General features: G+C 65.3%; 13 protein-coding genes. 1 reads left to right on the plus strand and 12 read right to left on the minus strand.

What is annotated here, in order from left to right; all coding sequences use genetic code 11:
• Positions 1 to 294: 294 nt before the first annotated feature.
• The 11 genes from ML01_RS08855 to miaB all read right to left on the minus strand — a co-directional run bounded on the left by ML01_RS08855 (position 295) and on the right by miaB (position 9,887).
• Positions 295 to 687, minus strand: coding sequence for a type II toxin-antitoxin system VapC family toxin (locus ML01_RS08855; protein WP_082674105.1), 393 nt, complete (start codon positions 685 to 687; stop codon positions 295 to 297).
• Positions 688 to 692: 5 nt separating this feature from the next.
• Positions 693 to 908, minus strand: coding sequence for an AbrB/MazE/SpoVT family DNA-binding domain-containing protein (locus tag ML01_RS08860; protein WP_058555045.1), 216 nt, complete (start codon positions 906 to 908; stop codon positions 693 to 695).
• A 426-nt stretch (positions 909 to 1,334) separates the two neighbouring features.
• Positions 1,335 to 1,475: a PEP-CTERM sorting domain-containing protein gene (locus tag ML01_RS31300; RefSeq protein ID WP_371258200.1), complete on the minus strand. Its 141-nt coding sequence runs from the start codon at positions 1,473 to 1,475 to the stop codon at positions 1,335 to 1,337.
• 28 nt (positions 1,476 to 1,503) lie between these two features.
• Positions 1,504 to 1,632, minus strand: coding sequence for a hypothetical protein (locus ML01_RS31025; RefSeq protein WP_256363629.1), 129 nt, complete (start codon positions 1,630 to 1,632; stop codon positions 1,504 to 1,506).
• A gap of 63 nt (positions 1,633 to 1,695) precedes the next feature.
• Positions 1,696 to 2,199 carry a PIN domain-containing protein gene (locus tag ML01_RS08865; RefSeq protein WP_058555046.1) on the minus strand — a complete coding sequence of 168 codons (504 nt, stop codon included), beginning with the start codon at positions 2,197 to 2,199 and terminating at the stop codon, positions 1,696 to 1,698.
• A 5-nt stretch (positions 2,200 to 2,204) separates the two neighbouring features.
• Positions 2,205 to 4,694: a class I SAM-dependent DNA methyltransferase gene (locus ML01_RS08870; protein WP_058555047.1), complete on the minus strand. Its 2,490-nt coding sequence runs from the start codon at positions 4,692 to 4,694 to the stop codon at positions 2,205 to 2,207.
• Positions 4,691 to 5,212 carry a hypothetical protein gene (locus ML01_RS28520; RefSeq protein WP_156427615.1) on the minus strand — a complete coding sequence of 174 codons (522 nt, stop codon included), beginning with the start codon at positions 5,210 to 5,212 and terminating at the stop codon, positions 4,691 to 4,693. Before ML01_RS28520 ends, ML01_RS08870 begins: the two co-directional genes overlap by 4 nt.
• An 869-nt stretch (positions 5,213 to 6,081) precedes the next feature.
• Complete coding sequence (locus tag ML01_RS08880; protein WP_058555049.1) at positions 6,082 to 6,939, minus strand: HlyC/CorC family transporter; 858 nt, start codon at positions 6,937 to 6,939, stop codon at positions 6,082 to 6,084.
• The gene (gene ybeY / locus ML01_RS08885) at positions 6,929 to 7,453 is read right to left on the minus strand and encodes an rRNA maturation RNase YbeY (protein ID WP_058555050.1); all 525 of its coding nucleotides are present in this window, start codon (positions 7,451 to 7,453) and stop codon (positions 6,929 to 6,931) included. The genes ML01_RS08880 and ybeY overlap by 11 nt, the downstream gene beginning before the upstream one ends.
• Before the next feature lie 62 nt (positions 7,454 to 7,515).
• Positions 7,516 to 8,508, minus strand: a complete 993-nt coding sequence (locus tag ML01_RS08890) for a PhoH family protein (protein ID WP_058555051.1) — start codon at positions 8,506 to 8,508, stop codon at positions 7,516 to 7,518.
• Positions 8,505 to 9,887, minus strand: coding sequence for a tRNA (N6-isopentenyl adenosine(37)-C2)-methylthiotransferase MiaB (gene miaB, locus ML01_RS08895; RefSeq protein ID WP_058555052.1), 1,383 nt, complete (start codon positions 9,885 to 9,887; stop codon positions 8,505 to 8,507). The genes ML01_RS08890 and miaB overlap by 4 nt, the downstream gene beginning before the upstream one ends.
• 532 nt (positions 9,888 to 10,419) lie before the next feature.
• Between miaB and ML01_RS08900 the strand changes: the two genes are divergently transcribed.
• Entirely contained in the window at positions 10,420 to 11,130 is a 711-nt protein-coding gene (locus ML01_RS08900; protein ID WP_058555053.1) for a DUF3800 domain-containing protein, read from the plus strand.
• 376 nt (positions 11,131 to 11,506) lie between these two features.
• Here the strand turns inward: ML01_RS08900 and ML01_RS08905 are convergent, their stop codons facing one another.
• Positions 11,507 to 12,547 (minus strand): MlaD family protein, encoded by a 1,041-nt coding sequence (locus ML01_RS08905; RefSeq protein WP_058555054.1) that lies wholly within the window; start codon positions 12,545 to 12,547, stop codon positions 11,507 to 11,509.

Below are 12,547 nucleotides of genomic sequence, written 5' to 3' on the forward strand. Positions count from 1 at the left end.
CGGGTAAGGGCCGGAAGACCTCCCAGAGGCAATTTCATCGCCTCCGGTGTCTCGGCTTCGCCCCCTGTTGCGGTTACAGTCCTACAAGGTGGAGGCGACAACTAGCCTGATACAGGGGTAAGCACTCGGTCGGCCTTAAGGCGATTTCTGTCAAAAAACATACCGCCTGGCTTGTCTTTTCGCCCGCCTTCTGCGTCGCGGCAGCGGGTGCATAGTTCAACGATGCACCCGCTGCCGCTCCTTGAAGGCAGACGAAAATCCTGCGCCATTCGGTACGTTTTTTCCGGCAATCGCCTAAGCGCCGCGCTTGACCTTGACCTTGGGAAAATACCGCACGCCCGGCAGGTCGCGAAAATCCTCGTCCTGAGTCCAGACGATCGCGCCGCGGGACTGGGCCGAGGCGTAGACGATGCTGTCGGCGGTGGGCAGACGATGGTTTCGAGCCGCTCGCGCCGAAGCGATGGCGAGATCGGAGTCCAGATCGATGACGATCCCGGTCTGCATGGTCGCCATGGACCGGCTCGCGGCCGACTCCCCGCCTTCACGGTCGGCCCACCGGTAGACCTCGTGCAGCACGATGGTCGGTACCAGCAGACTCGAAGTGTCGTCCACGACGGGGGCGAACCGCTCCGCGTTGGGGCCCTCGGCGAAGTACTCGATCCAGCCTGAGGAATCCAGCAAGCTCAATTGGCTCATACCCGCTCGTCTCGCTCGCGGATGTCGTCCATGTCTGTGTCCGCCCCCGCCAGGAAGCCGCGCAGGGCGTTCGGCGGCGCGCAGGGCACCAGCTCGATCCCGTGCTCGCTCGGTCTCACCAGAAAGCGTTGGCCGGGCTTCAGGCCCAGGGGCTCGCGGATCGATTTGGGCAGGACGAGCTGGTACTTGCTTGAGAGGGTGGTGGTTTCCATCGTTGGTCCTTGCGGGGCAATCGATTCACCGAGGTAAGTCGCAGTCTAGTCGATGTCAGGGGCTAGGCGAAACCTGGCCGCGACCAGGTGCCTGTCGCGGCAGTTCCGCGTCCTACGTGGGCGGGCGTTGCCAGCCCGTCAGCCCATTTTGCCGGTGCCTGCCGGCGGTTCTGTCCCGCCGGTGCCCCGTTTTACATCGTCTGGGCAACGTTTCAACCCGAAAACCGTGGTCTGTCCCGAATGGCGGTCCGAATGGCGGTCCGAATGGCGGTCCCGAATGGCGCGGAATGGCGCGCTGCGGGCGGCGCAACCCGAAAAAGGTAGCCTGTCCCGGACGGCGCTGCGAGTGGCGCTGCGAGTGGCGCTCAAATGGCGCTCAAATGGCGCTGCGAGTGGGCGGCGGCGGGGCGACCGGGTGCGCCAGCGTCAGCCGGTCGTGGCGGGCGGCCTGGCCACGCTCCGGCGCGCCGCCGCCGCCAGTCCGAGCCCAAGCAGCAGACAGGCCAGGGTGCCGGGTTCAGGGATGCCGGATGGGACCTGCTGAAAATCGGCGTCGGTCAGCGAAATGGGACCGACCCCGCCCGGCGCGCCGCCATTACCGGCAAAAAGTGCCCATGTCGCCGAAGCCGAACCCCGCGGCGAGCTCGATACTGTCCGAATTGTGCGCTCCCTGATACTGGATGCCGAGGAACTCCAGATCGCCGGAGTCGTAGAGCCAGGCCAAGGCGCTGGTCGTATCGGCGAGTTTGTCCGCGTCTCGGATAGGCAGCCCGGAAGCGGATGCGCGTTAGATCGTAAGCAGACGAACGCGGGGATCAGCGTCCGGGATGCGTTGCATACGCCGGTCGGCGGTCACGACGACAAGATCTCGCTCCTTGGCCTGCGCGCACATCCAGAGGTCGTTTTCGTCGATGCCGAGCTTCCGTCCGGTCGCCTTGTCGACCCATTCCTCGATGTATTTGGGACGGTCCTTGCGTAAGGTGTTGGCCAAGTACTTCAGGGCAATATTCGCCTTGAGCTCCGCGTAGACCGACGCCGTGTGGTGCGTGATGTCCAGGACTGCATAGGATCTGGCCTGGACCAGCATCGCTTCGAGGTCGGGCAGCTTTGCCTTTGCCAGTGCCGACGCGAGTCGAACACCGAAGTCCAGTTCGGCGAGCGCAACCGCGGAAACATACTCTGTTCTGTCGGCAGGAAGGGTGTCGAGCGACTTGCCCTTTTCGGCGTGATGGGGGTGCGTAGGGTCCAGATAGATGGACAGAATGGTTGTGTCGAGTAGGTATCCATCCATTGCGACTAATCCACATAGTCGCGGAACAATGCGATCTGATCTTCGGGTAAGGGTTGGAAGACCTTTCTAACCCAGTCTCCAGCAGGATTGAAGCGGCCGGATAGGCGCTCTGCGAGGTTAAGGCCCGATACGGGATATTGAATGTCCCAATGCTCCCAGGGATGGGCAACGGGGCGTTCGGCACCTTCGAAGAAGGCTAGGAGCTGGCGTTCCAGTCGGAAGGGAAGATCATAGGCCTCCAGAACGGCAGCATCGATTTCCGCCAGGATGCGTGCCAACCGCGCCTCGGTGTCTCCCCACATGGGCGGCGTGTGCAGAAGCTCCGTGTAACGACCGGCCAATTCCGCAAGCTTAGGAGGCAGTTGTGTCGGGATCGGGATGTCGCCGACCACTGACGCCCGGAGTCCTCTCTTCGGGGAGTTGACCGCGAGAAACGCGTTGGCGACCGGTCCGTTGAGGACTGTGCAGATCGCGGCAAGCTGGTCCAAGTCCAGCGGGACTACCGGCCGAAGCCCGAAGAACTGCTGGGAGCACAGCAAACCCTCGGGGTCGACAAAAGCCCCGATGCACCACGGGCCCCGTCTCAGCCGAATGGCACTCGCAATAAGCTTCGGTTGGATCCAGTCGTGCCCTCGGCCGCAGCGGAGATGGTCGGGCCGGAAGTCCAGCCACAAGGGCCGGGGGGCAAGGTATTGCTTGAGATGCCGAGAATTCAGGAATCCCAGCCGATACCCTGGTTCGGCGACATCACTGGTTGCTTGAGTTTGGCTGTAGGTCCATTCCAGACCGCGCTTTGGCTCAAGCACCGAGCCGAGTCTTGGGGAGCTGCGGAGATAGTCCCACAGCGCGTTCAACTCCGGTATCCACAAGCGTCCATCCGGGGGATTTTCCACCGTCTTGGTGGAATCGCGGTGAACGGTCGTCCGCCCGGTCGTGAGAAAGGATGAGCGGTCGCGCTCGGCGACTTCGCTCGAACGCAGCTTGATCGAGCCGATCGCCGGGGGCCGCGGATCACGGGCGATGAGCGCGGAAGTCTCGACGTCCGAGGCGCCAAAGATTCCGTCGGGAAGTTTGAGGATCTCGACCGAACCGTAGAGACGTTCGATGCGACGCCGCTGCACGGAAAATTGGCGATCGAGGACGAAAGATCGCGGCAGGACGAAGCCCAGAGCCAGCGGCTCTGCGTCGAGAGCCGCATTCAGTGCGGCGATCGCTTTGGAATGCGTTTCGCCGGCAACGGCATGGCGATCCTTGCCAGCGTGGTCGAAGGCTTCGAACGGCGGATTGCATAGGATCACATTGTTCGCGGCCATCCGGCGAGCCAGCGTGTCATCCGCGAAGAGATCCGCCTCGTCGATATGCCAGCCGTTGTGATTGGGATAGTCGGCGAGGATAAGCGATAGGGTCGCAACCTCGCAGGCGAAAGGATCGATCTCGTCACCTGAGATGTGTCGGATGAGGAAGTCATGTCGCTGCTGGTCCGACCAATCTACGGGAAGCAGGTCGCGTAAATGACGCAGCGCTGATACCAGGAATACGCCGGACCCGGCAAACGGCTCGTAGACTCTGATGTCCTCGGGCCTGTGCTCGTGCAGCGCGAGCCGCTGAACGACGTATTCCGCCACTTGGCGGGGCGTGCTGTGCGTGCCGAATAGTTTTCGCGTCTCGGGTGTGACCAGGGTGTTCTCGTAGACGAAGGCGAGATCGTCGGACGAGATATTCGAGAAGCTGATCCCACTGCGCAGATGACGCCACGCCGCATCGAAGACCGTCGTCAGCGGGGTGTTGCCATGGCCGCCGAGCTGTCCGAGCGAGTAATAGGTTTCGATGCCGGCGAGCACGGCTGCGAGATCGTCTGCGTCCCATCTCTCCGCATAGGGGTGACGCCGGTCCTGTAGGACCTTGGCGGCGAGCAGGCGAAAAAGCACGCGAAACAAGACGCGCGGGTCAAGCCTGTCGCCACCGGGCGACTTGCGAGACATTTCGAGGGTCTCGACGAGTAGGCGGTCGAGTTTGATGTGGATCTCCCCCTCGATCGCCGGCAGCAATCCAACATCGACGAAATCGAGCTGGTAGCCAGTCCCTGTGGTGCCGAGCGACTTGGCCCGATGGATTGCGTCGGGATGCCACTGGGAACGGTTGCGCGCGAACAGATCGAGAACGTCGGCAAGCTTGGCCTTGTCGATTGCTCGCGGCGGGGCGTCGCTCCGGACCTGCCAGACGGTCACTTCGTCAATCTCGATAACGAAGAGGACAGGGGCGCCCAAGGCGCGGTGCTTTTTCACAAGGTTGAGGGCACAGCGACCCTTGCCATTCACGACGGCCAGCGCCGCCGACCGGTACGATGGAGGCGTGCGCGTGAAGGCGGCGAGCTGGACGGTCCTGGTCGGATTGGCGTCGGCCAGTACGTCCGCGAAGGCGTAATCGCACACCACGGCTTCGGAGCGATACCCCGTGTCGCGGAAGGCCTGAGCAAGACGCTCGACGGCGTTCATTGGCGGCCTCCGCGAGCGATGGCCGGCGCACCGCCGACTGGCAACGGAGGGAAACGAAGCGAAGTCTGCTCACGGCTGTCGCTTTCAGCGAGCAGTTGCTCGCGAAGTTCGGCCATGATCGATCTCAAGGGGATTGTGATCGATGGCCTGTCGCTTAGGGTCTCCGTCAGCTCGGGGCTGAGCTCAAGTCGCGCACCGGGAAGATCGACAATCAGTTTGCTGCGTTCCAGGATGGGCCATGTCGCACGATTGCAGAGCTCGAAGAGCGGCTCGCCGATGGGCGTCAAAGCACCGATGCGGATACCCAGATCGAGCGTCAACGAGCGGATCAGGGCTACGGCGACCAGATCGCCCGCGCTGAAACAGGGGCTGTGGCCGCTGGCCCGGCGCAGGGGCTCGAGCGTCTTTTTCCAATGGCGGTAGGTCTCCGGAGTGATGGAGACCGCTCTGCGGAGCTGGCCCGGTGTGTAGAGCATGGTTGGCGGAACACCGTGCAGTCTTGTTGCTTGCAACAACATGGACTGTTCTGCGGGACTTTGCAAGGAGACGATGCGCGCAATTGTTGGTTGCGGCTCGCGCGAAGCTCCTTAAGCAGCACGTTGAGCCGCTTGCTCTCGGGTACGGACACGGAAGCGCGCAGATGATCGCGGATGTTGAAGGCGGCCTGGCGGCGGCTCTCGGTGTAGTCGGCGACCGGAGTAAATGGCGCCGAAGCCCCTAAAGCCGGCGAGGATGGCCAAACGGCTTTGACGCCGGCTTTGACCCCTTCTCCGATGTCAGAGGCAGCAAGGCGCCGGTCGAAGCCGAAGGGCTCGGCTTCGGTCGCGGCGGCGACTGTGCCGAAGTGCGGATCGGCGGGAGATGAGCAGGGTGTCCTCGCGCAAAGGCGTTGGCGGACGTCGGGCACTCTCGGCTGCTGTAACCATATGAGAATAAGCACAGGCTCAGATGGAGCCTCTGCAAGCCGGCCCGGTCTCAGGACGCCACCCGATCCGCGTCCACGGCGACGCTCAGTGTGTGCACGCGCGCCGCTGTAGAAGAACCCGCGCACGGGGCTCACGCCCTAATAGCCGCGGCCGACGGCGGTTGTGATCTGCTGCTCGTGGATGAGGCAGTCGTTGGTTGGGGCGAAATCGATCCAGCCGTCGCCTGGGTGGCTGGGGGCAGAAACAGCCCGAACCAGGCCTGGGAGGCGTCGGCCCCGCGCACCTTGGACTGGCCCGGCGACGGCAGGTAAGAAACGCTTCCGATGCACGCCGCGCGATCGACCGTCGCACGCACTGCAACTGGTTCACGCTCTCCTTGGTAACCGGTTGCCGCCCAATAGTCTGGACCGCGCGTCTCGCGGGGTGCGGCGCTGGCCGTCGGCGCCCTTTCTCGCATGAGATTAGTCAGGCGTTGCCGCCAGCGGGCGCACCGTCAGCAGATGCACCCGGCGGCTGTCCGCGCGCATGATGGTGAAGCGAAACCCTTCGATCTCGACGCGCTCGCCGCGGGCCGGGAGTCGGCCGAAGGCGTTGACGACGAGTCCGCCGATGGTGTCGAACTCGCTCGCATCGAGATCGCTGCCGAAGTACTCGTTGAAGTCCTCGACGCTGGTGCGGGCCTTGACCGTGTAGTCGCCCTGGCCGCGCTTGAAGATGAAGGCGCCTTCGTCGTGGTCGTGCTCGTCCTCGATGTCGCCGACGATCTGCTCGAGCACGTCCTCGATGGTGACGAGCCCGGCGGCGGCGCCGTACTCGTCGACGACAATGGCCATGTGGTTGCGGCTCGCGCGGAACTCCTTCAGCAGCACGTTGAGCCGCTTGCTTTCAGGCACGAACACGGCGGCGCGTAGGTGATCGCGGATGTTGAAGGCCGACTGGCGGCGGCTCTCGGTGCAGTAGGCGAGCAGATCCTTGGCAAGCAGAATGCCGACGACTTCGCCCTTGTCCTCGCCGGTGACCGGGAAACGCGAGTGCGCCGACTCCACGGCGATTTCCAGAATGCGCTCCAGCGGGTCGTCGCGCCGTACGCTGACCATCTCGGCGCGCGGGATCATGATGTCCTCGACGCGCAGGTCGGAGACCTGCAGCACGCCCTCGATCATGCCGAGGCCGTCGCGATCGACGATGCCGCTGCGTTCTGCGTCCTTGAGGATTTCCAACAACTGGTCCTTGTCGTTTGGCTCGCTGCCCAGTATCCGTCGTAGGCGTTTCCGCCAGTCTAGGGGCTGCGAGCCGGTAGTAGATCGATCACTCGTCATGGGGGGCCTGTATGGGGTGCTGTGTCGGGTCCGTTGAGACCTCGTAGGGTGGCGGAAAGCCTAACGCGGCGAGGATGACGGTTTCCAGCGCCTCCATCCCGGCGGCGTCGGCCGATTCAAGGTGGTCGTAGCCGAGCAGGTGCAGCGTACCGTGCACCAGTAGGTGTGCCGTATGGGCGGTGAGGGGCTTGCCCTGCTCGGCGGCTTCGCGCCGTAGCACCGGGGCGCAGATGGCGAGGTCGCCGAGCTGGCCGGCGAGCTCGGCGGCGGCCTCGGGCGGCAGCCCGGGTGGCGCCTCGAACGGGAAGGACAGCACGTTGGTGGGGCCTGGCTTGCCGCGGTAGCGCTGGTTGAGCGCCGCGCCCTCGGCGTCGTCGATGATCCGCAGGCCGAGCTCGGCCGCGTCCGATGGTGCGCTGTCGGCGTGGGCAAGGGCGACCTTGACCCAGCAGGTCAGCGTTGCGTCATCGGGCAGTCCGTCCGCCGCGCAGGCACGCTCGACATGCAGCAGCACGTCGGGCGCGTCGGCGCCGGGACGCTGCCCGCCGGGCGGGGGAGGTTCTTGGCTTGCTTCGCTCACTTGCGCTCGGCCTTGCGCTCGACTTGGCGATCGTGGGCGTCGTAGGCGTTGACGATGCGCTGCACCAGCGCATGCCGCACCACGTCGCGGGAATCGAAGTAGGTGAGCCCGATGCCGGGCACGCCCTTCAGCACCTCCAGCGCCTGCTTGAGCCCGGACGGCTGCCCGCGCGGCAGGTCGATCTGCGTCACGTCGCCGGTGATGACGGCGGTGGAGCCGAAGCCGATGCGGGTCAGGAACATCTTCATCTGCTCGGGCGTCGTGTTCTGCGCCTCGTCCAGGATGATAAAGGCATCGTTCAGCGTGCGCCCGCGCATGTACGCCAGCGGCGCGACCTCAATGACGTTGCGCTCGATGAGCTTGTTGACTTTCTCGAAGCCGAACATCTCGAACAGTGCGTCGTAGAGCGGTCGCAGGTAAGGGTCGATCTTCTGCGCCAGGTCGCCGGGCAAGAAGCCCAGGCGCTCGCCGGCCTCCACCGCCGGGCGCACCAGCAAGAGCCGGCGCACGCGCTCGCTCTCCAGCGCCTCCACGGCGCACGCGACAGCCAGATAGGTCTTGCCCGTGCCGGCGGGGCCGACGCCGAAGCTGATGTCGTGCGTGACAATGGTGTGCAGATAGGACTGCTGCGCGGCACCCCGGGCCTTGACCAGACCGCGCTTGGTCTTGATCAGCACGTCCGGCAGCCGCTCCGCCGCGGCCTCTGCGGCGCCGTCCGCGTCCGCCCGGGTCAGCTCCAGGTGCACGGATTCCGGCGATAGGCGCTCGGTCTCGGCGGCGTCGTAGAGCTCGCGCAGCACCTGCTCGCCGACGGCCGCCGCCGCGGGCTCGCCGACGATGCGGAAGCTCACGCCGCGGTTTGCGATCTCGATGCCCAGGCGGCGCTCGATGAGCCGTAGGTGCTGATCGAAGGGGCCGCACATGCTCGACAGCCGCGCGTTGTCCGCGGGCGCCAGCTCCAGATCGATACTGTAGGGCTCGGTGGTCAAGCGGCGTCGGCACCCAAGGCGAAGTCCCGAGCGGCCACTGCCGCGGCGGGCGAGGCCGCCACCGGCTCGCCGCGCAGCGAGTTCGGCAGCGCCTCGGTGATGCGCAGATCGACGAAGGCGCCGACCAGCGAGGCGGGACCGGCGAAGTTGACCACCCGATTGTTCTCGGTGCGTCCGGCGAGCTGGCGCGGGTCCTTGCGCGACGGGCCTTCCACCAGCACGCGGTGCACCGCGCCGACCATGCGGCGGCTGATGACCTGCGCCTGCTGGTTGATCTGCTGCTGCAGCCGCGCGAGCCGGGTCTGCTTCACCTCCCGGCCCACGTCGTCCGGCAACGACGCCGCCGGCGTGCCGGGGCGCGGGCTGTAGATGAAGCTGAAGGACTGATCGAAGCCGATGTCCGTCACCAGCCGCATGGTCGCCTCGAAGTCCGCATCGGTCTCACCCGGAAAGCCGACGATGAAGTCCGACGAGATGTCGATGCCCGGACGCGCACGCTTGAGCCTGCGCATCTTCTCCTTGTACTCCAGCACCGTGTGACCGCGCTTCATCAGGGACAGAATGCGGTCGGAGCCGCTCTGCACCGGCAGGTGCAGGAAGCTCACCAGCTCCGGCACGTCCGCGTACACCTCGATCAGGCTGTCCGAGAATTCCACCGGATGCGACGTGGTGAAGCGGATTCGGTCGATGCCGTCGATGGCGGCGACGTAGCGGATCAACAGCGCCAGGTCGGCGATGTCGCCGTCGTGCATGACCCCGCGGTAGGCGTTGACATTCTGCCCGAGCAGGTTGACCTCGCGCACGCCCTGTTCCGCCAGCGTCGCGACCTCGGCAATGACGTCGTCGAACGGCCGGCTGATCTCCTCGCCGCGGGTGTAGGGCACGACGCAGAAGGTGCAGTACTTCGAGCAGCCCTCCATGACGGACATGAAGGCCTTCGGGCCGTCGGCGCGGGGCTCCGGCAGGCGATCGAATTTTTCGATCTCGGGGAACGACACGTCGATCTGCGGTGCCCGCTCCGCCAGCAGCGCGTCGAGCATCTGCGGCAGCCGGTGCAGCGTTTGCGGGCCGAAGACGATATCGACGTACGGCGCGCGCGCGCGGATGGCCTCGCCCTCCTGGCTCGCGACACAGCCGCCGACGCCGATGACGAGCCCCGGCCGCCGCACCTTCCAGGGTCGCCAGCGCCCGAGCTGCGAGAACACCTTCTCCTGCGCCTTCTCGCGGATGGAGCAGGTGTTGAGCAGCAGGATATCCGCGTCCTCGGGCCGATCGGTCAGCGTGATGCCGTGCGAGACCCGGAGCACGTCCGCGATGCGCGCGGAGTCGTACTCGTTCATCTGGCAGCCCCAGGTCTGTATGTAAAGCGTTCTCGTCATGTCAGCGGAAGATGGCGGCCGAACCCGGGCGGGGCAATGGCTGGATGCCGAAGCGGCCCGCAACCCGTGCGGCCCGAGTGGACCGTGCGGCAAACCGCGCACAATGCAAAATCAGAAAGTTAGTGTCAAGGGATGGCACTGAACGCGACACCCAGCGGGCAGAGGAGAAGGAACACCTTTGGGGAGACGCAGCCGCAGCCGAGCCGCTGTTGTGCCGTGTCAACTTTGGGAGAAAATCCTTGAGCCTCCCAGTGACGGAACCTATGCTGACGGCGACAGACCCGCCACGCCTCTTCCGGCCCGGAAACGCCTCCGGCAAGGTGATGCGCAACGCCGGTTGGAGTTTTTTGCCCGCGCATCGCCCCTCAGCGTCCCCGCGCAGCTCGCGCTGCCGCGCGAGCGCGGCATCAAGATCACGGACCCCGACGCCTTGCAGGTCGTGCTGTGACCGGTCAGCGACTACCGTCTCTCTGGTGATCTTTTCACCGTTCAACACAAGAACGCCTACCACAGCTTCACGCAACGTGCTCGAATGCCCGAGAACTTGCCCGAATTGGAACGTGGGCTGACGCATGCCGCCATGCGCGAGTGTGTGTACACCTTTCTGGACGAGGGCGGGAATTTCGACTTCAGCCCAGGCGGGACGCCCTACTTCACGCTGACGGCAGTCACGACGCGCCGGCCTTTCCTGCTGCACAACGCGCTGGACGAGCTCCGGCATCAGTTACTCGAACAAGGCCGAGAATTGCTCGGATTTCATTGCAGTGAGGACAGGGCAGCGATTCGGAAGCAGGTGTTCGACTGCATCGTGACGCACCTCGATCGGCTGCAAATCGTTGGCGTCGTCATCGAGAAAGCACGGGTTCGGTGCGAAGACCGGGCACCTGAGCGGTTCTACCCGCTGGTCGCAGAGCACCTGCTGGAGCAAGTCTTCCGGCAATCACCCTCCTCGAGCGGGCTACGCCGTGTGATCATCACCGACAGCTTGCCCATCAAGAAAAAACGCAGAGCCGTAGAAAAAGCGTTGAAACAGGGCTTGGCTGCCCGGCTACCGCAGGAAGCGGCGTATCACCTGCTGCATCACCCGTCCGCATCCCACTTCGGCTTGCAGGTGGCCGACTACTGCAATTGGGCCATCTTTCGCAGGTTTCAGCAAGGCGAGCGGCACTACTTCGAGCGGTTGGGCCTTGAGGTCGTGGGAGGGCGGACGGACGCTTGGCTGATCTCTAACCGCGGGCGCTAGGACCAAAACCAAGGGCGCAACAAAAAGACCCCCCCGACTACTCCTTGCGGAGAGAGCCCCCTGGGCTCTTGTCATCGGAGGGGTACCTTTGCCTGCAGCTTATTACCGGGTGCAGCGGCTGACCAGAGCCGTCATGCAAACCACGGTAAACTTTCCGACCGACGGCATGATGCTCCGTGCGGAGCAGGTCGGTGACCCTCTCCCCCTGCCGCGAAGGCCTCGACGCCAAGATTTCGTCCTTTCGGGTGCTGGAGGCGCTCGGCTGCATCTACCCGCCGCCGGCACAGGTGCTTCACGCTCCCGTCGGCCGAACCGATCAGGTGGTGTTGACGGCCGTGCTGCGGCCCTGGCTGGAGGACAATCCGCGGCACCCGGCTCAGCGCTTACCCTGCAACAGCGCCTCCGGATGCCGCTCCAGGTAATCGGCCAAGGTGCGCAACGACTGCGCCGCTCGGGTGGCCTCGGTGAGCAGTTGCGAGAGCTCGTAGCGCGTGGAGGAGCCCTCGCCGGCGAGGCTCGCCACGGCGCGCATGGCGGCGCGGGCCTCGTCCAGCGCGGCGGTGGCGGCGGTGGCCACGGGGGGGATGCTCTGGTCGAGCGTCTGGGCGACGTCGGAGACGTCGTCGGTCAGCGTCGTTACGCGCTCGCTCAGCAGATCGGCAAGGGGGCCGACGCGGGACTCGATGGTCGTCGCGAGCTCGCTGTAGCGGGCGAGCGTCTCGTTCACGCGCTCCAGCATCGGTGCGAGGCTCCCTTGGAGCTCGGTGGTCAGCTTCTCGGTGCTGCGCAGCGTGCCGTCCAGGCTCCGGAGCGCGGAGCGGAGCTCGCCGGAGGCCAACAGGGTTTCGAGCGCCTGCAAGGAGCGCGTGGCGGAGGCGACCAGCTCGGTCAGGTCGATGTTGGCGAGGATTGCTTCGACTTGGTCGCGCGTGGCCGGGGTCGGCGGGATGCGCACCGGGCCGCGGGGCTCCGGCTCGAAGTCCGGCGGCGGCGCGTCCGGTTCCAGGCCGAGCGTGACGACATACTGGCCGGTGACGAAGCTGACGGATTCGAGCTTTGCGCGCAGCCCGCCCTCCTGCACCAGCTCCTGCAGCAGCTCGCGCATGCTGCCGCCGTCGGCGACATCGACGATCTGCAACTGTCGCGGCCAGACCTCGTAGGACACCCGAATGCGGAAGCGCTCCGGGGCCGGCGCATAGTCCACGCCGATGTTGGTCACCTGGCCCACCGGCACGCCTTGGAACAATACCTGCGAGCCGACGTTGAGCCCCTGCACCGTGGTGCTGAAGTCGGTGACGATGGGCACCCGCTCGCGCATCCAGGCGCCGCTGCTGAACACGAGCACGGCGACAACCGCCAGCGTCAGCGCGCCGAGCACGAAACCTCCGATGACGGTGGGATTGGCCTGCTTGCTCAT

The organism is Thiohalocapsa sp. ML1 (assembly GCF_001469165.1).
Lineage (GTDB): Bacteria > Pseudomonadota > Gammaproteobacteria > Chromatiales > Chromatiaceae > Thiohalocapsa.